We start from the raw sequence: 22,057 nt of genomic DNA, 5'->3' as shown, positions 1-22,057 counted from the left end.
TTTATTGTTTTCTGCATGACCTGCCTCCTTGATTTTGGCTCTGAGTTGATTGTTTATGCTCTCAACTTAACCCACGTTTGCAAGGTAGGCAGGTCTGTTTTGTTTATGTGGCAACCATCATATCTAAAGAGCCATGTTCGGTTTTTTACGCAAAAGTCCGTGTCTGTGTTTCACGGTTAACGATCTTGCTTGAGTGACCACCTTTAATCATAAAATATCTGAAGTAATAGATCAATATTATTGATCTAGATTATTCTACTGATTACGCAATATTTTTCAACCATTAACCCGGCTATGCAGTTGGATAACTACAGAATATCAACGTCCTTAAGCCTCTTCTCCCATCCCCACCTTGATGTGGTTGAAGGGGCACGTCAGGGCGCAGATATGACAGCCGATATTTCAACAGGAGTTTGTTGGGTTGCAGAGGGCGAGATTTCGCTGGAAGAAGTAGCCGATCAATATTCACGAAACATTTTTGACTAGGCATTGGCTAGCGCCATGGAAGACCTGGAGACAGGTGTCGTGTCGCTCGAAGTAGGAGATACTCACTTACTGACCACCGCTGGTTTTCACAATCCGGTATTGCCGGGGATTATTGAGGCCGAACTTCGAAAGGCTGAAGATCTCAAAAAACAGCAGATTCTCATGTCGATTATGCTTTGGCAAAGGGAGGAACAGAGAACATTACTCTTGTTATTGCTCAATATACCGGGCCGTAAACTCCTACCTACAACCAATAAAGAGTTCAAGCCCCTTCAGCGGTCCTCACACCTGTCTATTGTATAAAGCGTGACGGGGAAGGGGCGAGACTATAGAACCTTTATTTTTGATGGTCGCGGTTGAGGTGGAAATTGATCCAAGAGGAGGTCTTGTTCAACTCCCAGTTTCTCGGGGGCACATTGTCTTTGAGAAAGGTGGGCAGTTTACCGACATGATCCAGGCGGTTGTATGCCCGTATCCATATGCAATCTTTATCCGGGTAAACCTCACAGGTACCGTTCCGGCTGCCGCCGCAGGGGCCGTTACGCGTATGTTTGGGACATCCGGACTCTGGACATATGAAGGCCACATGCTGGATGCCGCAATCGCCGCAACTTTGGCAGGACAGTAGGGGGATTTTAATGGGGTCTTCTAAACCGCGTTTCAATAGCCAGGATTTATTATTGGAATCCAAAAAGGTGGCCACTTTTCGACAGATCGGTGCGACTCCAACTGTTTTGTCAAAAAATATGTTGTGGGCAAAAGAAAACATTTTATACGGCCAGTGCTCTATAACCCTCTCTTTCAGACCGGGCCGTGAAGCAGGAACGGTTTCGTCTTCAATGACCTTATCGTAATAATAATAAGAGCTTTTTTCCTTGCTGGAGAAATCATTCAGATAGTTGGGCCAGGTCTCTTCAATTTCTTCCATACGGTCCAGGATTCGGGCAATGGCCTTAAAACTACGGTGTATGCCGCCAATGTGAATCCCCCGATACCCGAATGCCTTGAGAACAACGCCCAAACGGGCGGCTCGTTCAATGGCTGCATTAAGGCCTTCCCTTGGGGTTTTCCATTCCTGTATGACTTGTTTATAAAGGGTATCAGACACATAGGCGCCGGGGACTCGGCCTCGGTTCATGGCTCGGGCAGCCTTTGGGCTGAGAAGATAAACCGAAGCTATCACTGGTATTGATGCATTTTTTTCTTTATGGTAGCGGATCAGTTCATTGAACTTGTTGATATCATAGCCAAGCTGGGTAATGACAAAAGCAGAACCTGCATCAATTTTTTTATCCAGTTTCTTGTACTGTGCAAGGCATTCCGATTTCAATGTTTTAAAGGGGGAAACCCCGCATCCAGTAAAAAATGGCTCTGGATCCCCCGAGGCCACCATCCGGTCGCTTAATCCCTGCATCATGCGGGTTAACAGGACAGAATCCAGGTCAAATACCGGAGTCCCTCGTCCGCCAAAGCCCTTTCCGCTGTAGTCCCCAGTCACGCATAAAATGTTTTTGATGCCCATACGGGCCAGCTGCAGTGCACGACTTTCCATACCGACCCGGCTCATGTCCCGGCAGGTAAAATGAACAATCACATCCAACCCATGCTTGAATATTTCTTGTCCCAGAACATCAGGGGACAACGAAGGGTTGCCGCCGGGGTTGTCGGTGATGGATACGGCAGAAACCCTGCCATCGATAAAGGCATCTTTTGCGATACCCACCAGGGTGTCTGTACTGGCCCCAAAGGATTCACGTCCTGGCACCAGTTCAATGGTGACAACAAAGTTTTCCGGGTCCATCAATTGGTTACTGAAAACACGAAGCATTCATACTCTCCTGGTTTAAAATAATTTCGATGTTTCAATGGGTAACGAGTTCAGTTGAATAAAGCATTGGTCTCGAACGGAATGTTATTTCATACAAGAATATCACCACCTCCGGTACACTTTGAATCGGCAATGGTATTTCAATAGAATTGAATTGTGGTGATAAAAGCGAAAAACGTTGTGCAAGAGTGTCCTTTGTCTTCAGCTAAAACCAAAATTCGGGATACCGTCGATTCTTTGAAATATTGTTGACCATAAGCGCCACGACAAGCATTACCATTGCCCCCAGGGCAGTCGGCACCAGCACATAGAGGTAGCCGAGATTGTGTACGCTTTCACCACCGATAACCGCGATGAGTGCTGTCGCGCCACCAGGGGGATGGAGGGTCTTGGTGAGATGCATTACGGCGATTGCGGTAGAGACGGCAACAGCTGCTGCCAGCCACGGTTCGCCACCCAGCCATTGAAAGGCCGTCACTCCGATAATGGCGGAAAGAATATGCCCTCCAAGCAGATTCCTTGGCTGGGCCAGAGGACTGCGGATAGCACCATAGATGAGTACTGCTGACGCGCCAAACGAGCCGATGATCATCATCAAACCCGTCTCGTCAAGTATTTTATAGTGAATGAGGGAAACTGCGGCGAGGCCTAAGAAACTGCCCAACCAGGACCAGAGTACTTCAGTCAGACCAACCTGCGGAGGACTTTGGCCACCACCCTTCATTTTATTAAAGTAGCTCATATTTTCGACCTCTTTCCTAAGGTGTCAAAGGAGTGGGCCAGGTCAGTACGTGTGACCATACCAATCGGCCGCATATCATCGTCGATAATGGGCAGACGGTTGATTTGGTGCTTGGCGAAAAGAGCGGAAATTGCGCCGATGGTCATCTCTGAACCGGCAGTTATCGGCGGCTTTGTCATGATGTCCCCAACAGTCTTGTTGTGTAATCTTCGGATCATACAGCTCTTGCTGTTCAGACAATGGGTGGCTAATTGCATAAAGGATGGTGTAGCGCCAAACCCCATCTCTTTGAGAAAATCTTTTTCGGAAACAACACCAACGACTTTTCCGTTGCTATCAACGACAGGACCGCCGGAAATCTGTTTTTCCGCTAACAGATCAGCCGCCCCGACAAGGGCCATTTCCTGATCAACAAAAATCACAGATCTGGTCATTATTTTATCTGCTGTAAGGCTATTAAGGAGCCGTTGTATCGCCAAATCATAGGCTGATTGATACACTTCTTTGAAGTCACCGGGAGTGATATCAATATAGCCTTTGATGTGTTTCATCGCCTCAAACACATCCTGCTCGGAAATATCAACAGGGATGAAGGCGGCATTGCGTATTTCTTTCATTTGTTCCACTCCTTATTGTGTCACAGAGATGATCCAGGCAGAAGTATAGAAACTCCCCTCTTTTGTTCAAGGCTATTTGAAATAATATCGTAGATTACAGTAAATACAATATCTCTCATAGGGTAATTGACTTACGTCAACAATGCTTATTATTTGACAATTCTATCTCTGGTTGCATTAATTATGGCAGCCATAATTAACAGGAGAACAACCCATGCCGATACCCGGAAATCTCTTGACTACGGCCATGGCTGTTATGCCGCAGACTGATGTGCAGCAGGCTCTTGATCTGGCACTTTCGCTGGACGTTCCCTTTTGGCCGCAATTGCCGAACTTTAGCTATTACGAAGATATGTACGTTCAGGCAGCCGAACATTTTCCAGGGATCGTGCTGGACGTGGACAAGAAGACGCTGCGCTTTTCAATGGATACATTCATTGAAGAATTTGAAGAAACCATGAGCCGGTTTGATGATCCGACATACTTTGATATCAGCGAAAAATATTCTGTTGTCTATCATGATTTTTTAACAAGAGATCTTTTCGGTCGTCCGGCTATTCGTGGCCAGCTCGAAGGGCCGGTCAGTTTTGGCTTCAATATTCTTGACCAGGATGAACGCCCCATCCTTTTTGACGACACCATCAGGCCTTTCATGATGGAGTTTATGGCCAAGAGAATAAATATTCAACTCAGCAGATTGAAGGAGCGCAATCCAAATGCCTTTATGTTCATAGACGAACCGGGACTGCAATTCATTTTTTCTGCCATGTCTGGTTACGGCGAACAGAAAGCTAAAGCCGACCTGGATAATTTTTTTGCTATGGTTGATGGCCCACGGGGCATTCATCTTTGCGGCAACCCGGATTGGGATTTTCTCCTCAATCTGGATATGGATATTCTCTCGTTAGACGTCTATACCAATGCAGAGATATTTGCAGCCTGCGCTGGCTCAATTAAAAAATTCCTTGACCGGGGCGGAGTGTTGGTGTGGGGGATAGTGCCAACCGGCTATGAAATCTTTGCCAAAGAAAGCCTCGGTTTTCTCATAATGAAACTGGAAGGCATCTGGCAGCATCTGGGTAAAAAAGGCGTGGATCTTGAGCAAATAATCGCCCAGAGCATGCTGTCTCCGGCGACATGTTGTCTGGTTAATCCAGACAAGGGAAAAACTGTCGAAAACGCCTTTTCGATGGTCAATCATCTGTCAAAGATGCTTCGGGAGAAATATAAAATTCTCTAACGTTTTTTGACACCTTCGATTGGAGCAACAATTAAATATCGCCACCCATTGCCTGATACAACGCCGCGCTGTCGGTAAGGCGCCGAGCCTGGCCTTCGATTAAGTTGAGTCGGGTCTGTTGCACCTGTTGCTGGGCGATGAGCAGCTGGACATAACTGGCCGCTCCCAGCTCGTATCGGCGCTGCATGGTATGAAAGGATTTTTGTGCCGCAAGATCGGCGGCAACCAGTGCCCCCAGCCTTTGAGCATTATTTTCCAGAGCCCGGAGTACATCAGCCACATTACGCAAAGCTTCGAGAACGATATTTTGGTAATTCGCAGCAGCTGCATCGAATCCTGCCAACGCCGCACGTTTTTCTGCCGGCAACCCCGGATTTAAGAGAGGTTGGGTTAATTGTCCGACTAGCCCCCACACTGTCGAACTGCCGCTAAACAACGACTCAGTCGTCAAGCTCAGCAAACCAAGGTCAGCGCTGAGGTTGATTTGGGGGTAGAGCCTGGCGATTGCCATGCCGTACTCCGCATTAGCGGTGTGCAGTAAAGCCTCTGCCGCCTGAATATCGGGACGGCTGTGCACCAGTTCAGAGGGGATGATGAGCGGTAGGTTCGTAGGCAAAGTGAATTCCGTTAGGGTGAAAGCCGGCAAGTCTCCCGCACCTGGTGGCCGGCCAGCAAGGACTGCCAGAAGATGTTCGGTATGCTGCAGCTGCGTAGAGAGCAGGGGTATGGTGGCCCGGGTCTGTTCCACCGGGGTTTGTAAGGCTGACACTTCATCTGCAGCTGCCTGGCCGAGACGGACGCGTTCTTTGGTCAGTTCCAGCTGTTCCTCCTGGGCATGGAGGATATCCTTTGTCGCCTGTATCTGCCCGTAAATACTTGCCTGGGTGATGGCGGTGGTGACGATCCTGGCCACCAGGTTCAATCGGGCACCTGCCAGCTGGTAGCGCTGATAATCGATGCGCGCGGCCAGTGCCTCCAGGGCGCGTCGATTGCCACCGGTAAGATCAAGGGTGTAGTTGATGCCCACCCCGGTGTTGTAAAGAGCGAATTCTCGGGCATCGCCGGTTAGCCCCGAAGTGCTGGGGCTAAATCGCTGTCGTTGCGTGCCGAGATTGGCCGCAACTTGCGGATAGAGGCTTGAACCGGCCCTTGCCATGTAAAGTTCTTCAGCCTGGTTCAATGTTGCCTGCGCTTGCCTCAGGGTGGGGCTGGCCTCAAGTGCATTAAGCACCAGTGTATTCAGCCGGGCTGAACCAAGTTCCTGCCACCATCTTGAGTTTATTCCTTTACTCTTTGTGAAATATTGTGCCTCTCCCAAGGGTGTTGGGGCACCAGCAGTCTTTGACGGCAACGGCGTTGTGGTGTAGTCCGTCACGTCGGGTTTGGCTGGACTGGTGAAATCAGGACCGACGGTGCATCCCGTCAGCAGGCTGATTGTTACACCTAGGGTAATAAGAGCATAAAGGGGCGCATATTTCATCGGTGTCTCACGGTATCTATGAATTTTCATAAAATTTCCCGACCTTCACCCGCTTCCTCGTAGGTCACGCCATCACGGATATGATAGATTCGTTTAAAAGTGGGAATGATTTTTTCATCATGGGTAACCACAATAATTGCGGTTTCAAATCTTCGTGCCATGTCGTTGAGCATCCGAATCACCGCCAGCGCCCGTTCGCTGTCAAGGGGTGCAGTGGGCTCGTCAGCAAGGATTACCGGCGGGCGATTGACCAGGCCCCTGGCTATTGCCACCCGCTGCTGCTCACCACCCGAAAGTTGAGCGGGCATGGCTTTCGCCCGCGCTTCGACATCGAGTGATTGGAGCAGTTCTAAGGCCCGTTTGCGCGCTTCGCTGTTGGATACTCCGGCCAGCATCGGCAGTAAGGCAACATTATCGGTTACATCAAGAAACGGAATAAGATAAGGGGCCTGGAAGACAAAGCCGATTTTGTCGCGGCGAAGGGCGCGTAAATCACGGACCTTCCAGCCATCGTTATAAATTGTATCGTTGCCGAGAACCATCCTTCCGGAGGTGGGCTCGATCACCGCGCCCAAACACTTGAGCAGGGTGCTCTTCCCGGACCCTGAAGGCCCGACCAGGCCGACCACCTCGCCTGGTGCCACCTGTATATTCACGCCTTTTAAGGCGTCGACTGCGGTATCCCCTTTGCCATAACGTTTTTTCAGTCCTTCGATATGAATACCTTTACCCGCCATATCAACCTCCAATGGCCTCGGCCGGATCGACTTTGAGGGCAGCACGAATGGCGATAAGACTTGCCAGGATGCATATCAAAATCACGGCAACAAGTCCTATCACCGAGTCGAGCGGCTCCAGTAACACATGTTTCGGAAATATCGGGGCCATCAGTAAAGTGGCGGAGATTTTACCCACAACAAAGCCAATTATTCCAAGGGCAATGGCCTGCTGCATGATCAGGCCGGCAATGGTGCGATTCTTGGTACCAATCAGTTTCAGCACCGCAATCTCCCGGATTTTGCCAAGTGTCAGGGTGTAGATGATAAAGGCAACAATGGCCGCACTGACGATGGAAAGGATCACCAGAAACATAGCGATTTGTTTGGCCGAGGTGGCGATGAGCTTACCGATAAGAATTTCCTCCATCTGGTTTCGGGTGTAGACCGTTAACCGTTTCCAGCGGCGGATCGAGTCTGCCACCTCTGTCGCCTGATACCCTGGTGCAAGCTGAACCAGAACTGCGTTGACGTATTGGTTGGTATTTTGCGAAGCAATCACTGAATCCAGCAGGCCCGGAACCTGTGGGCGGTTAAAAGCCGGATTCTCCGCGGTGCGACGGCGTTGTTGCCGGATGGCGTCATTGTCCTTTAAAAATTGGGCTTCCTGGGCATCTTTTAGGGGAATAAAGATCATTGGGTCGCCGCTGGAAGAGACCATTCGCCGGGTCAGGCCGACCACGGTATAGTGATTGCGGCGAATCTGCAGCCGGTCGCCCAGCTTGAAATGGGTGGCGATGTCGGCCACAGCCTCATAATGGCCACGAGTGATCTGTCGCCCTGCGACAAGATACGGAGGCCAGCCGGGAGTTCCGGCTCCACCGGCTGTGACGCCCGTAACCAGCGTGCGTACATCGCGCTCACCCTGGCGTACCTGCATGGTGAGATAGGTGACATTGGCCGTTCGGGCGACTCCCGGAATTCCACGGATAGCTCGCCAGACATCGTCATAGATGCTCGATGGCTCGGCATAAGGACCAAGGGTATCTTTTTGCACCACCCAGAGATCAGCTCCGCTGTTGTCGAGTAAAGCCTTGCCGTCATCGACCATGCCGCGATAGATACCCGCCATCGACAGTGTCACGCCGATCAACAGGCCAAGGCCCATGCCGGTAAAAACGAATTTCCCCCAGGCATGCATGATGTCACGTCCGGCCAGGCTGATCATAGTGCCACTCCGGGAATGTGTTCGACAACATCGAGACTGCTTCGGGCAGTCAAGGCCTTGGCGCTATAAACCACAATCTCGTCATTGATTTTGAGTCCATCTGTTACTTGCACATATCCCTCCAGGCCGGCAGTCCCCAAGGTGACAGGAGTGAAATGTGGATGTTCATCAATAATCTGCCAGACGCCCGTTTTTCCGCCGAGGCGCTGGATGGCTGCATTGGGGATAGCCGGTCCAGAGGGAAGTGGAGCCAGGGCGACAGTAACTTCGGCGAGTTCGCCAATAGGTGGCAACGGTCTTGGGACCAGGTCAAACACCACTTTGGCGAGCATTTCTTCAGTCACTGCGTCGGCCAGCGGCTCGGTGCGCAGAACGCGACCTGTCAAGACACCGGCCTGGGTGCGTAATACTATTTGCGCAGGTAGCTCGGCCGCCAATCCTCTCGCATGGATTTGATCGAAGCGTACATTAATCCAGAGATTTTCCGGGTCAATCAGCTCGACAACCGCTTGGCCGGCCGCAACTGTAGTGCCGGGATCCGCATTGCGTGCGGTTACCAGTCCTGCTGCTGGAGCGACAAGGTTTAAATTGCTCAATTGTGCCTCTAATGCGGCACCTTCTGCGTGAAGCCGAATCTTTTCCTGCCTGGCAGCTTTCAGGTTCGCTTCGGCGATTAAATACTCCTGCTTTTTGCCTGCAACAATCTCTTCACTTGTTGAACGTGCCTCCAGCAATTGGTTATAGCGCTGTGCCTGGGATTTGGCGAAAACCTGGCGTGCCTGGGATTCGACCAACTGAGCTTCGGCACGCTGGACTGCAGCGGCCTGAGCCTGTATCTTGTTGCTGAGATCAACCGGATCCATTTCTCCTAGTATCTGTCCGGCCACTACACTTTCGTTGACCTGCACAGTGAGCCGTTTGATGCGCCCGGCAACGGTCGGGCCAATCTTGTACGTATATCTGGACTCTACCGTGCCGATACCAAAGAGAGCAGGGGCGATGGAGCGATCTTCTACAGCAGCAATCGTTACGGGTACCGGGGCGAGTGGCCCAGACCGGAGGGCCACATAGATAAAGAGGGCTGAAAGAGGCAAAAGTACCACTAGCAGTGCCAGGGTACGTCCCTGGAAAGGTATACGTTTCATTGTGCTCTCCTGATACCACGACAGTAGATGGTAAACACCCTTGGTGCATGTTTGCGGATATGACCCACATTCCCAGCCAGCAGTGATTGCATAATCAGTCCCTGGATTGTACCGATGAATAGGATTGCAGCTCCCTCAGGATCGAGGTCGGGATCGAGTTCATTAACCGCCTTGCCTTCTTCGATCAGCCGACGTAGTTGTTCGCTATAGTGCTTGATAAGTTCCTGGACTATGTCTTTTGAAATTGTCTTTTCGGCGCGTTGCAGTTCTCCAAATAAAAGACGAGGAACGCCTGGATGCTGGATGACAAAATCCACATGAGCCATAAACATGGCTTCAAGTGCGGCAAGAGGTGATGCTGTTCCCTTTGTAGCCTTGTTTAATCTGGTTATCAGTTGCGTTGAAACCCAGGACATTACAGTCTGGAGTATTGCAGCCTTGTTAGGAAAATGTCGAAACAGGGCTCCCTGGGTCAAGCCCATCCGGGTAGCAATGGCAGCCGTGGTTATGTCGGTTGGATTCTGTTCTGCTGCCAGCTCAATCACCGTTGCAACTGTTACCTCGCGACGTTCATCGGCCGGTAGATGCTTGCCAACAGTTTTCATAAAGTCTCCATTAAAGAAAGTAATTGATTACTATCTTTAAAATATTGCATTCACCGATTTTGTCAAGAAGGATTGTGACGTTTTGTCGGTCTACCACGTCAGCTCTACTACATACCGGATAATTACAGTCTTTCGGTGATTGGTGCATTGCCACAGCATCGCTTCCCTTTTGTCGAAAGACAAGCTCTGAAGTGGCGGAAATACCTTTGGTAAAGACTATCATTGGTGGTTCAAAATAACGCCTGATATGGTAAGATACCGAAATATAACAGCAACAGTATGTACGAAAAAATCTAGAGGAGATAAAGAGATGTTAACTGACCGGGTTCGATATACACCATTACGGGATAAAATTACCGACCCGGCTACTGCGGCCAGGCATATCCAGGACGGCACTAACCTGTTTATTTCCGGATTTACCGCCGGCTATCCCAAATTGATTCCCCAGGAACTGGTGAGGCGTGCTGAAAGTGGAGAACAATTCAAGATCAACCTGTTTGCCGGGGCATCTACGGGTGACATGGTCGATGGGGCATTGGCCCGGGCTGAACTTATAGCCTGGCGGCGACCCTACATGAGTGATAAATTCATGCGGGGACAAATTAACCAGGGCAAGATTTTATTCAAGGATGATCATCTTTCCCAACTATCTGCCAAAGTGCGGGCCGGGGAGTGGGGTCGTTGTGACGTTGCTGTAGTCGAGGCGGCCGCCATCACTGAACAGGGACATCTGATACCCACCATGTCTGTGGGTAACACCCCTACTTATGTGCAGGAGGCGGACAAGATTATTATTGAGATCTCCGCTTCTTCGCCAAATCTGGAAGGGATTCACGATATCTACATTCCAGAGGACCCACCCTACCGAATGCCTATTCCCATTTATCGTACAGCCGACAGGATTGGCAAACCTTTTATCAAAATGGATCCTAACCGGGTGGTGGCTATCTTGTTTAGCACCGAGAAGGACCATTGCCCAATTTTTACTCCACCCGATGCCACCTCCAGCCGGATCGCCGAACACATCCTCGATTTTGTGCAACATCAAATCAAGAAAGGCCGTATGCCTTCAGCCCTTCCCTGGCAGGCCGGGGTGGGAGATGTCGCCAATGCCGTTTTGTCTGGATTCATAAAAGACGATAACTTCCAAGCCATCGATATCTATTCGGAGGTGCTTCAGGACAGCGTTCTGGACCTTATAGATCTTGGCAAAGTTCGGGCGGCTTCCGGCTCGGCTATGACATTGTCTGAAAAGGCACGTGAAAGGTTCTACAATGAAATTTTTCGGTACAGGGATAAAATAGTCCTGAGACCAGTGGAAATTTCCAACTCTCCGGAAGTTATTCGCCGCCTTGGAGTCATCGCCATCAATACGGCCATCGAAGTTGACATTTATGGCCAGGTCAACTCCACTCACGTTATGGGCACTCAATTAATGAATGGGATCGGTGGCTCGGGGGATTTTTTACGTAACGGAGCATTGTCGTTTATCGTCACGCCTTCTACCGCAAAGGGTGGGCTTATTTCGGCCATTGTTCCCATGGTCAGTCATGTCGATCATTCTGAGCACTCGGTGGATGTGGTGGTAACTGAACACGGTTTAGTGGACACCAGGCCACTCACCCCGCGTCAGGTCGCTGAACAGGTTATAAAAAAATGTGCCCATCCAGATTTTCGAGACCAGCTGTGGGACTACTATCAGCGGGCGGTGCGGGAGCGGGGTGGGCATGAGCCGCATATCATAGAGAAGGCCTTTTTCATGCATCAATGTTTTCTGGAAAACGGCGACATGCGCCTTAAATAAAATCACAACAAGGGATATTGCAAATGTCGCTTTTTTTTAAAGGGTGTAGAGGTGGGTAGTCACCAAGCGTGAGTGTGGTTAAATACTGTACCACTAACGGTTGAGTCTATGATTAAAGACTCCGAAACCCTTTCTCCAAAAGCTGTTGGAGAACAATGTAGTTTATCCAGAATGAGAAAAATATCCTATATTTATGGTGAAAGTATTTGTTAAATTTCGATTCTTTTTAGCTGAAATTATCGCTACGTAATTCTAAAGTGGAACAATAAAATTCGGTCAAATTAGTATGGAGAGTGTTGTGGTGTTGAGCACGAAGCCTAACAGTTTTATTAAGTGAAAAAGAAAGAGAATCTGGAATTATCTGGCACAAACTGCAAGCTGAAAGTTATTAGGATATCGACTTGATGGGAACCGAAGATCCACAGGAATTATGTCTAAACTGGAATCGCTGGTAGAGTATCAAGACCTTTAAGATGTCAATATTAAACACAAAACCAGCGGCGGCAGTAAGGCATCCGCTGGATCGTTTGATAGAGATGTTGCCGTCTTTTTACTAACAATTCTCCACTTACCTGTATTTCGATTGATAGTTGGACGTAGAGCAAATTGGTTCGTGATTACGTATGAAATTCAGCCAAACTGAAATTTTTCCAGCAAGGGGCAGGGGACTGATTTCTTTTCACGTCGTGTTTTGAAAATTAGATAGCGTACACTTCGATCTGTCTCCCGGGTTAATACAAGGAGAAGTGTCTAATAGGGCGATTTGGAACTACATGTGGTACAGCAAATCGCCCTATCAGACCGACAACGAAGAAAATCGGGACTTTTACGAGTCCATCAACAGTTATTTTGCGTATGATGATTTATCGCTCATCCCCTTGCGCGGTTCCATATTTAAGCGACCTCCAGCAACTGCTTTTTGATTCCACTCCTCGAGCAGGGTCTTTTTGAACTCAAGCTTTTCGTCTACCAGCTCCTGCAAAGGCACCCCGGCAATTTCTTGCGCTTTTTCCTTGGTGGAAAAATCTGGGGCAACATAATCAAAGACATTATGTTTAGCCAGGACGGCGACGAGCTTAACTCTAGCTTCTTGGCCCTTGTCGTTGGCGACACTGAGGATCCGTAAAGTTTCCTCGGGGGCGTGATAGAAAGAACCATGGCTGGCAATAGCATAATCCCACATCCACTGCCCCGAGCGAATAAGCTGTTGGATATCGGCCATTTCGGCCTCACTGGCTCCTGCCTCCCAGGCACGTCCAGCCTCGAGGTGTGCCTTACCAAGACTGTTCATAGCGAGTTCCATTAACTGTTCTTTCCGCTCAAATTTTCTCTTCACCACCGCTTTGAATTCTTCTTCACTCTCGCGGTGGCAGGTTAGGCAGGTGTTGGCAATATTGTCGAGCGGATTTGCAATATGATGATCGGAATATTTCACGGCTCCTTCTCGAACATAAGGCATATGACAATCGGCACAGGCTACACCGCGTCGGGCATGGATCCCGGTTTTATACAACTCATAACCGGGATGCTGCGCTTTCAGCATAGGTGTTTTACTGATTTTATGGGTCCAGTCGCTAAATCCGTAGCTGTCATAATATTTTTCAATACCTTCGACGTTGAGGCCTTCAGCCCATGGCAAAGTCACCACTGCGGCAACCTGATCTTTACCTGCTTTATCTTTATATTCGGTCTTCTTGAAATAATATTCAACATGACACTGGGCACAAACCAGACTACGCATCTCCTGGTGGGTAATTTCGTCAAGTTTCGTGCCACTTGCTTCGAGCGCCCTTTTGAGATGGGGGCGGGTGATGGTTAAGTTAGTCGTCTGGCTGTCATGGCAATCCCCGCATCCGATAGGATTGACAATCTGATCGCCCAAACGTGCCCATTTACCGGTAAAAAATTCATTTTCACCTTCTTCATCCATAACCCGTGGAACGTCGGGAGATTTACAGGTCCAGCATGCGGTTGGCATAGGTCCGGTATCGGGTCCCACCGGCGCACCAGTCCGCAGAGAGTTAATGTTGCTTTGCACTGCATAAAAATGCCCACGTGGAGCATTGTAATCTTTGGCGAATCCATAACCGGCCCAAAGAATGGCCAATTGAGGTTTCTTTTCGATCATATCATCGATAGTATCGTTTTGTTTGGTCTGCTTCCAGGAGTCATACTGTCGTGGGAAATACTTCGCCCACTCCTCATTTCTACTCTCAATGCCCTTTTCTTTAATCACCGGAGTCGAATTGATAATTGTCCTTTCCTCCTGCTTACCGCTGATAGAATTGGCCAAAACACCCATTGCCACAATAGCTACCAGAGAACCACCAAGCAATATCTTATACTTATTCACTATTTCCTCCCTTCATTAGAGTTCTCTTACACCAAGAGCATTCGGTGTTGACGACAAACTTCTCACCTTGCCATGCGGCACATCTCGATGACAATCCCAGCACTTCCTGTCAGTTCTTTGGACACCGGTAAAGTCATGGTACTTATCACTGTTGGCAATAACTTCCTGTATTAATGCAGCATGACAGGCTTTACAGTTGGCCTGCACACGATTGGCACCATCTTCACTTATCTCAATACTCTGCGCAAAAGTGTTCATCGTAAAAGCAACCGAATGATTCCAGCCATCACGCGCCTTTGCAGCGTACTTATCCACCATATTATTAATGGGAAGATGACATTCAACACAGGTGGCACGATCAGCGTGGGAGCTGTGCTGCCATGTCGCATATTGGGTATTCATGACATGACAATTGATACAAGCCTTAGGGTCGGTTGACAGGTAAGACAATGCCTTTGACGCATTTACCAGATAGGCAAAAAACACTATCGCTGCGACAAAAGAAATAATTGAGCTGAAAAATAACAAGTTACCTGTTTTCATGGGTAGAATCCTGATTAGATAAACGATTAACCAGCACGATCAAAAAACCGGAGTACGTTACATCTCTTTTCCTGGTGCCTGGCACAAATGCCATCAATTCACCTCCTTTGCCTTGTCGGCTATAAAGTTGTAAGTTTTATAAAACTTGTTTTTTATCTTTCCAGGCTCCATAAATAAGCCGTAAGTCTCTTTAAATATCAAGTTTTCTAAGGGGCGGGCATAAAAATAATTATCTTGATTCTCCATCCAGCATCTACTAGTCCTCCCAGTGGGAGCTTTAAAGAATCGTGGAGGAAGAATACCATGAAAGATAAATTATTTCAGGAATTATTGTAAATCGTGAAACAAGTTGTAGAGATCACCCAAGGTGTCATGACCCCGTCGGGATTTTTTCAGTTCCCTGAAACTGAAGTCCGTTTACGCCGCAAGTTACCCTGGAGGTTTTGCATCAAAACAATGGCTTTTGTGGTAAGTGGGTGTAGATCACACCGGCACTGACCAGGATCTTTCTTTTTGATACCATGCAGAATAAAAATATCTAATCCGGAAGCGCTGCAGGACAGTTTTTTGATACTTTGAATGTTTAAGGTTCTAAAACCTGCGATCTTTAATGGCAAAAATAATTATCTATACTCATGTTGCGTACCGGGGTACGCAGTGTTATGATGTAAGGAGAGATAAAAGTGGCAAGGTTGGCAAAACCACCGCGTGTTATTGTCTTTGCCGATAAAGATGGCAAGGAACCATTCACAGAGTGGCTCTATGGGTTGAAAGATGTTATGGGGCGTAAGCGCATCCTTGTTCGTATTACACGCCGAACCAGTTGGTGAGGGCGTTAGCGAATTACGAATGTTCTTTGGGGCTGGCTATCGGGTTTATTTTGGGGAAGATGCAGAAAACATTGTTGTCCTGCTCTGTGGCGGTGACAAAGGGAGCCAGGCACAAGACATCAAAAAGGCAAAAGCCTATTGGCGGGAGTATTTAAATAATGAAAAATTATAGAACTTTCAATGCTGTTGAAGAATCGTATTTTCGAGACCATCCGGAAGAGATCGACGACTATATCAAACTCATTTTCGAAGCCTATGCCGAGGACGGCAACACAGGGGCGCTGCTCTCTTCACTCCGCGTCTTAAGCCGTGTAAAAGGCGTGACCAAAATAGCTGAAGAATCAGGATTAAGCCGAAAGGGTGTACAAAAAGCTCTTTCCGAAAACGGCAACCCTGCGCTTTCCAGTATCAACGCCATTATGCACGCGATGGGCTATCGGTTGTCACCACAAAAATTAAATGCATAAAACACGATGCTTAAGCCCACCAATTCCGACAGGATTCTCCTTATACTTGCGTGCGAAATCGCTGAAACCGTATAGCCCACTGGATCGTGCGGATCTCCATGGTAGTGACCAGGACGAACCAATACAACTAGTTCTGGGAGGTCTGAGTCATGAAAACCAAAATATATGTCTCAAAAAGAGTAGGTAGATTTACCCCGCATTTAGCCTAGGAGGATTGAACCAAAACAACGGCAAGTGGTTCATGAATCGCCTCACTTTGAAACCGGTTATCGTCATCCCCACTTGGCCTGTAACCCGTCCTCACGACATAACCATTTCTTGCACCCACAGATAAAATCAGATAACTCATTTCGCGTCGAAATATTAAGCGAAACAAGACACTACTTTGCACTTGGTTTCACGAATTATTGGGTGTACCCTGGGATTAAGGTACAGTGGAAAGATGTTGAGTCTAGGCGTCTGTCGGATTTATAGGCCACACCGCAGACTTCTTCCTAACAATTGCAGCTAAGTGTTCTGCCCAGTTGATAACAATCGTCACCTTTTCAGACAATTAGCCGCCGCTCTGAGCTGAAATCTGTTCAGATTACTTTGTTCTTTGACATATTTTAACCATTCAGAGTAAACATCCGCTTTAAATTCCATGCCATGGACACAAGTGTCCATTCGCCGGAGACTGCTTCCAGACCTCGCAAGAAAAATTGTCGGAAACCCAAGACGTGTTTGATGATGCCAAATACTGGCTCAACCGTGCTCTTCCGTTCCGCATAAACCTTTCGACCCTCTGCACTCTTGAGTTTTTGTCTCATCTTGTCGATTGGCCCTGCATTTTCCGGTAGAGGCGCAGGATCGATGAATCGTTCGACAAGGGGTCGGTTATGTTTGTCTCGATTTGGGGGAATAAACGGTTCCATTCCCGACTGCACACAGGATGCCGCGTTCGCATCACTATAGTAACCAGCATCCGCCAGCATGATCTCAATTTTGCCCAATTCCTCAGGCAATTCGTTCAGGGATGCAAGAGTCTGGGTGATTTCTTGCTTGTCGTTCGGTGACTGGCTTATATGAGCTTCGATAATAGCATCGTGTCAACATCAACGCCTGCCTGACCGTTATATGCCTGGACAAATCCCTTATCCGAGGACGGCATGATGCGGGATTCTTCATCAGTCAAATTGACCTGATCGTTTTTACGAGGTCCCGCTGTCGGTGGCTTTGGTTTGGGACCGCGAGGCTTCTTGCCGGTGCTGTCAGCTTTTTCTCGACGTTTGGCAACTTTCTCTTCGTATTCCTTTTGTTCCTGAGCGTATCTTTGGGCTGCCCGCTCCTCAATTGTCATCTTTGCCTGGGCTATGGCTTCCAAACGATCTTGACGACGACACAGCTCTTTGGGGATATCCATTCCTTCCGAAATTTGTTCGGAGTCAGCTTGTTCTGCCAGGCGGATGAGTTCATCAACCTCCGCCTTCAATTGCTCCTCGAGCTTACTGGCATGATCCCAACTCAACGCATGGTGCTTGGAACCATTGGCTTTCACCTTGGTACCATCAAGGCTGACTTTGCCCAATTTCAAAAGGCCCATTTCACGGTTAAGCAACAAAATCTCTATAAAAAGCGGTTTCAGTTGTTGCAGGAACCGCTTGCGGAAGGTAGCTATGGTGTCATGATCTGGGTGGGTGTTGGCAGAGATAAAACGAAAAGCAACAGAGTCATAGGTTGCCTTCTCAATTTTTCGGCTGGAGAATACGCCGGTAGCATAACCGTAAAACAATAAAGATATCAAAACTTCAGGATGATATGCTTTTGAACCCTTTCCCGGCATAGGTCTCCGCAAGAGGCCGTAGATTAAGCTGCGAGACAATATCGACAATGAATCGAGCCAAATGCTTTTCCGGAAGCCAATCTTGAATAGATGGCGGGAACAAGTACTGTTGGTCTCTATTGGTAGGAATGAATTTTTGAATCATAGTTTTCTCTCTATGCAATTCTTTGAATATACATAGAAATTAACCACCAGGACTGGAAAAGATCAATGTTTATATCGTAAAATCAAAACGATACATTGTTTTTGTGCATTTTTACCATATTAAAAATGAGTCTAAATCCGACAGACTCCTAGACCTTATCGATGAAGAACTCATACTTCAGTTTAACGGTACCCCGTATGGGAAAACGATTTCTGGTCGATTTAGAGAAGCACTAAAAAAAAATCCACGATTGCTTAAGAATGAATTATGTCAAATCGATACATTTGGAAGAACATCACATCTCAACCCACGGTTGAGAATCGATGCCGAATCTGGAAATATATTATTCGATTCAGGATCCTGCGCATGTTTAGGTGGCCCACTTTTAAATCTATCTTCACGCTCCTGCTCTGTTATACGCCCAGTCAACGCAGATAACCGTCATCCGCTGGGGTATGCGGTAGAGAGGAGCACGAAGTTTACCTCTGCGCAAGACCTCAGAACATTTCTGGAAAAAGCGCACTAACCGGAGACGCCTATCAGGTTGTGTCTACTAACCTGAATTTTCAGCAATTCAATGTGCACCCGAATTAGATCACAAACTGGAAAAGGTAAGGCTGAATACCTTGCATGCCAAAATCAAGCAACTGACGCTGGAAAACATTTTTTTTGAAATCGCAGCAATGTGGGATTACTGAGCGCAAAGCGGAAAGCAACCGGGAAGGTCAAACATCAATAGTTTTAGGATTGCCAGAGCTAATTGATAACAACAAAACATATAAACCAAATTAAGACTAACTACTGTAGCCCTCTGGTTCCAGAGAGGCCAAATGCCTATCACCATTCGACTAACCGCTTACCATAGGTTCTTCCAGAAAATCAACAGAGAGAATTACTCTATTTCTGACCATCGCCGGCGTTGATACTACTTTCATGCCAGCAGCAATAGTTGTACAAAATGGCCAAATTTTATTGTCATTTTCCTGTTTTGCTCAAACTATATTGTTTGCCTACAACAGCTCTGCAGAATCTTTGACCTTGGTTGGTGAAAATTGAGGTCCATTCAGCAAACAGATCAGCAGCCAACCAGGCTTGGGTGCCAGTGGTTTTCCATCTACCACCATATGCAACCTTTTTTTGTCGTCTAAGGCGAAGAGGAGAATTGTCTCGTTCTGGTGTGTCTGTATAAAGTCCTGGTAGTTATAGGTCTCGGTTAATCTGATGGTCTTGATTTCTGCTCCTCGGGAGAGCATGCCCGCCAGTTTTCCATAGGTGACGTCCCAGCCAAACAGGGTCCTGTCACGGAGGATAGAAGCTGTAGTCCGTTCATCCTTAGTGTTAAGCGCTACCTTAGACTGGATGATGAAAACAGCATTTGTTCCCAGTTCCTGACGAAAGTGCATCATTGACGAGATGTTCATATTCTCATGGGCAGAGAGGGCCAGCATCCGTCCAATCCCTGCCAGGTCAAGATGGTTTTCGGCATGCACCGAAATCGGGTTACCGTAGTAGGTATTGAGACCTTCCAATTTTGCAGCTGTGATATTGGTCCAGCTGCTATCGGTCAGCAGGACCCGGAATCCTTGATCGGATAAGGCTTTGCCTACGACGCGGGCCACTGGACTTGCGCCGATAATCAAAAAACCATCCAAGTCCGGTTCAGCGACTCCCAACCAGAGTGCTATTGGCCTCGCGGTTACACTTTGCAGAAGTACGGTGCAGATGATCAGGAAAAAGGTAAGGGGAACTAAAAGGTGGGCGTCTGCAAAACCTGCGTTTTCAAGCCGAATAGCAAAGATGGCGGAAACAGCAGCTGCAACTATACCTCTTGGGGCAATCCAGGATAAAAGATGTCGTTCAGGCCAGGAAAGCTCTGATCCCAGAGTAGAGACCATCACGCTCAGGGGTCTTGCAAGAAATTGAATGACAAGAAAGACCAGGAACGCTTTCCAACCTAGATTGATAAAGGCGATGGGATCTATGCGAGCAGCTAAAAGAATAAAGAGTAGGGAGATCAGGACAATACTCAAGCTTTCTTTGAAATTGAGTATTTCTTTTACATCCACATCTTTCATGTTGGCAAGCCAGACACCCATAACAGTTACTGTCAACAAACCAGCCCCAGTATGCAGCATGTAGGATATGGTATAAAAGAAAAAGACCAACCCAAGCGATATAAAGCTTTGGAGAAAGTTGGGGATTAAATGATTTCTGAGGAGCAGACCAAACAAATAGCCCCCCGCAGTACCCATGAGTACGCCGATCCCGACAAGCTGGCAGAAGCTGAGAAGAGTCTGGCCGATGGCTTGACCACCTCCACCTGACACAATAAATTCGTAGATCAGGACAGCCAGAGAGGCCCCGATGGGGTCAACAACGATGCCTTCCCAACGGAGAATGTTAGAGACGGCAGCCGTTGGCCGGACCGTTCTCAGCATGGGGGCAATCACTGTCGGCCCGGTGACAGCAGACACAGCCCCAAACATAAAAGATATCTGCCAGGAAAGTGATAGGGTGTAATGGGTAACTACTGCGGTGATCAAACAGGTCACTAACAGGCCAAAGGTGACCAGGTTTCTCACTACTCGCTGTTTGCCGAGAATCTCCTTGTATCTGAGGGTCAGGCTGCCTTCAAAAAGGATTGCAGCTACAGAAAGAGAGACAAAATGGGCAAGCAGTTCTCCCAGAAGTTGATCAGGATCAAGCAGACCCAGGACCGGACCTGCCAGGATCCCTGATAAAAGAAGAAATATTATTGCCGGTAGCTTTACCCGCCAGGCCAGCCATTGGCAGCCGCTACCCACCATAAAAATAAGAGTAAGTATAATGAGTGTATGTTGAATCAAGGGAATAGGTTGTCCTGGCTGGGGTTAATGAGAAAATTCAAATACAAGGATAGGATATCACTACCCTTCTGTCAAACAAAGAGCAATCAACCTGATGACCATTTTCAAAAAGATGCATCCCCATAAAGAACATTTGACTCCATGTCATAGGTGAGCACTTGAATAGGTGGAATAATATGATGATGTTCAGTGAAAGATCAGAGATGACAGCGGTGTTAAACAGCGACCATTAAGATGTTCTTTGGCAATATCGTTCTGTTCTGAATCTTACTGAGCGCAGATTCCGGCCAAAGAGATCCTGGCCAAGTAAGCCTGAATCAAAAGCAATCGTTGTATAGGCTGTTAACGCACTATTTATACGAAAAAATATACAAAAAATTACTATTGAAGCATTACATGCTCGATAAATGTTTTGTTTGTTGTCAACGAAAAGACGTCCTAACGCTTGCCAAGAAAATGAAAGCTGGTATAGGTAGGAAGCTTTTACAGTAGGGGAGGCTGCGTTTGTGTAGCGCCCCACATAAAATAACGTATTTACTACTCTAAAATTAATCAGGTACCTGTTATGTCAGCTCAAGAAATTAAATGCCCCAAATGCGGTTCTCCATATGCTTATCCAGACGGACATCTTATGATTTGTCCGGAATGCAGTCATGAATGGAGCCAGGAAGGGGCTGTTTCCGACTCCCCAGAAGATGCAGCACAGTTTGTAGATGCCAATGGTGTTGTGCTGGTGAATGGTGATACTGTTACAGTCGTGAAAGATCTTAAGGCCGGTAAAGACACAATAAAGTCAGGAACCAAAGTAAAGGGAATACGATTGCTGGATGAGCCGGTTAACGGTCATGATATTTCTTGTAAGATTCCTGGGGTTGGTTCTATGTATCTGAAATGTTCTGTAGTGAAAAAAGTATAGCTTACCGATAGCCTTTTTTTTTCATTCAAACAGGAAAAAAGCGATGGATTTTCAATCGCTGAATGTTTCGGGCAACAGTATGATGATATGGCTCTCGTCTGTAGCACCATGTTGGATTCCCAACTCATAGTGCCGGCTTTACTCCGTTTCTTGTAATAATCGATCAAGACGGTCAGGACGAGGCTATATGTGCTCCTTGTCTTTGAGAGTTATATCTCATTTCTCTTCCTCAAATTCTGGATAC

General features: G+C 47.6%; 18 protein-coding genes and 1 pseudogene. 7 read left to right on the top strand and 12 right to left on the bottom strand.

What is annotated here, in order from left to right; translation table 11 throughout:
• The first annotated feature begins 525 nt into the window (after positions 1-525).
• A complete protein-coding gene (locus FCL48_RS09845) occupies positions 526-789 on the top strand; it encodes a hypothetical protein (protein ID WP_136872098.1) in 264 nt (87 codons plus the stop codon).
• A gap of 34 nt (positions 790-823) precedes the next feature.
• Here FCL48_RS09845 and FCL48_RS09840 read toward each other — a convergent pair whose 3' ends face one another.
• The 3 genes from FCL48_RS09840 to FCL48_RS09830 all read right to left on the bottom strand — a co-directional run bounded on the left by FCL48_RS09840 (position 824) and on the right by FCL48_RS09830 (position 3,673).
• A complete protein-coding gene (locus FCL48_RS09840; RefSeq protein ID WP_136872097.1) occupies positions 824-2,314 on the bottom strand; it encodes a methylenetetrahydrofolate reductase C-terminal domain-containing protein in 1,491 nt (496 codons plus the stop codon).
• Between the two features lie 205 nt (positions 2,315-2,519).
• Entirely contained in the window at positions 2,520-3,056 is a 537-nt protein-coding gene (locus FCL48_RS09835) for an HPP family protein (RefSeq protein WP_136872096.1), read from the bottom strand.
• Entirely contained in the window at positions 3,053-3,673 is a 621-nt protein-coding gene (locus FCL48_RS09830) for a CBS domain-containing protein (protein ID WP_136872095.1), read from the bottom strand. The genes FCL48_RS09835 and FCL48_RS09830 overlap by 4 nt, the downstream gene beginning before the upstream one ends.
• Before the next feature lie 214 nt (positions 3,674-3,887).
• On the opposite strand from FCL48_RS09830, the gene FCL48_RS09825 reads away from it, so the two are divergent.
• Positions 3,888-4,913, top strand: coding sequence for a hypothetical protein (locus tag FCL48_RS09825; protein WP_136872094.1), 1,026 nt, complete (start codon positions 3,888-3,890; stop codon positions 4,911-4,913).
• Between the two features lie 31 nt (positions 4,914-4,944).
• Here FCL48_RS09825 and FCL48_RS09820 read toward each other — a convergent pair whose 3' ends face one another.
• The 5 genes from FCL48_RS09820 to FCL48_RS09800 are packed head-to-tail and all read right to left on the bottom strand — an operon-like array spanning position 4,945 to position 10,087.
• Positions 4,945-6,423 (bottom strand): efflux transporter outer membrane subunit, encoded by a 1,479-nt coding sequence (locus tag FCL48_RS09820; protein ID WP_205747687.1) that lies wholly within the window; start codon positions 6,421-6,423, stop codon positions 4,945-4,947.
• On the bottom strand, positions 6,420-7,130 hold the full coding sequence (locus tag FCL48_RS09815; RefSeq protein ID WP_136872093.1) for an ABC transporter ATP-binding protein: 711 nt from the start codon (positions 7,128-7,130) through the stop codon (positions 6,420-6,422). Before FCL48_RS09815 ends, FCL48_RS09820 begins: the two co-directional genes overlap by 4 nt.
• Position 7,131: 1 nt before the next feature.
• Entirely contained in the window at positions 7,132-8,337 is a 1,206-nt protein-coding gene (locus FCL48_RS09810) for an ABC transporter permease (protein WP_136872092.1), read from the bottom strand.
• Positions 8,334-9,482: an efflux RND transporter periplasmic adaptor subunit gene (locus FCL48_RS09805; protein WP_136872091.1), complete on the bottom strand. Its 1,149-nt coding sequence runs from the start codon at positions 9,480-9,482 to the stop codon at positions 8,334-8,336. The genes FCL48_RS09810 and FCL48_RS09805 overlap by 4 nt, the downstream gene beginning before the upstream one ends.
• Positions 9,479-10,087, bottom strand: a complete 609-nt coding sequence (locus tag FCL48_RS09800) for a TetR/AcrR family transcriptional regulator (protein ID WP_136872090.1) — start codon at positions 10,085-10,087, stop codon at positions 9,479-9,481. The genes FCL48_RS09805 and FCL48_RS09800 overlap by 4 nt, the downstream gene beginning before the upstream one ends.
• 310 nt (positions 10,088-10,397) lie before the next feature.
• On the opposite strand from FCL48_RS09800, the gene FCL48_RS09795 reads away from it, so the two are divergent.
• Positions 10,398-11,891, top strand: coding sequence for a succinate CoA transferase (locus tag FCL48_RS09795; RefSeq protein ID WP_136872089.1), 1,494 nt, complete (start codon positions 10,398-10,400; stop codon positions 11,889-11,891).
• Between the two features lie 844 nt (positions 11,892-12,735).
• On the opposite strand, the gene nrfA is transcribed toward FCL48_RS09795, so the two are convergent.
• Positions 12,736-14,244 carry an ammonia-forming cytochrome c nitrite reductase gene (gene nrfA, locus FCL48_RS09790; protein WP_136872088.1) on the bottom strand — a complete coding sequence of 503 codons (1,509 nt, stop codon included), beginning with the start codon at positions 14,242-14,244 and terminating at the stop codon, positions 12,736-12,738.
• Positions 14,245-14,259: 15 nt separating this feature from the next.
• Positions 14,260-14,787: a cytochrome c nitrite reductase small subunit gene (nrfH, locus tag FCL48_RS09785; RefSeq protein ID WP_136872087.1), complete on the bottom strand. Its 528-nt coding sequence runs from the start codon at positions 14,785-14,787 to the stop codon at positions 14,260-14,262.
• A gap of 683 nt (positions 14,788-15,470) precedes the next feature.
• Here nrfH and FCL48_RS24975 point away from each other — a divergent pair.
• Genes FCL48_RS24975 through FCL48_RS09775 form a run of 3 tightly spaced genes read left to right on the top strand, consistent with a single transcriptional unit; the run spans position 15,471 to position 16,084 of the window.
• Positions 15,471-15,617, top strand: coding sequence for a hypothetical protein (locus FCL48_RS24975; protein WP_169309149.1), 147 nt, complete (start codon positions 15,471-15,473; stop codon positions 15,615-15,617).
• Complete coding sequence (locus tag FCL48_RS09780) at positions 15,562-15,789, top strand: type II toxin-antitoxin system RelE/ParE family toxin (protein ID WP_136872086.1); 228 nt, start codon at positions 15,562-15,564, stop codon at positions 15,787-15,789. Before FCL48_RS24975 ends, FCL48_RS09780 begins: the two co-directional genes overlap by 56 nt.
• Complete coding sequence (locus FCL48_RS09775) at positions 15,776-16,084, top strand: addiction module antidote protein (protein WP_136872085.1); 309 nt, start codon at positions 15,776-15,778, stop codon at positions 16,082-16,084. Before FCL48_RS09780 ends, FCL48_RS09775 begins: the two co-directional genes overlap by 14 nt.
• Positions 16,085-16,692: 608 nt before the next feature.
• On the opposite strand, the pseudogene FCL48_RS09770 reads toward FCL48_RS09775, so the two are convergent.
• Together FCL48_RS09770 and FCL48_RS09765 are read right to left on the bottom strand one after the other, a co-directional pair.
• A pseudogene (locus FCL48_RS09770) lies at positions 16,693-18,048 on the bottom strand (IS1182 family transposase).
• A 1,013-nt stretch (positions 18,049-19,061) separates the two neighbouring features.
• A complete protein-coding gene (locus tag FCL48_RS09765) occupies positions 19,062-20,897 on the bottom strand; it encodes a sodium:proton antiporter (protein WP_136872084.1) in 1,836 nt (611 codons plus the stop codon).
• A 565-nt stretch (positions 20,898-21,462) separates the two neighbouring features.
• Here FCL48_RS09765 and FCL48_RS09760 point away from each other — a divergent pair.
• Positions 21,463-21,813, top strand: a complete 351-nt coding sequence (locus tag FCL48_RS09760) for a zinc ribbon domain-containing protein YjdM (protein WP_136872083.1) — start codon at positions 21,463-21,465, stop codon at positions 21,811-21,813.
• Positions 21,814-22,057 lie beyond the last annotated feature (244 nt).

It is taken from the genome of Desulforhopalus sp. IMCC35007 (assembly GCF_005116575.1).
Taxonomy (GTDB): Bacteria; Desulfobacterota; Desulfobulbia; order Desulfobulbales; family Desulfocapsaceae; genus Desulforhopalus_A.
Note: the sequence above shows the minus strand (reverse complement) of the source record. Positions and strands in the feature narration are given on the sequence as shown.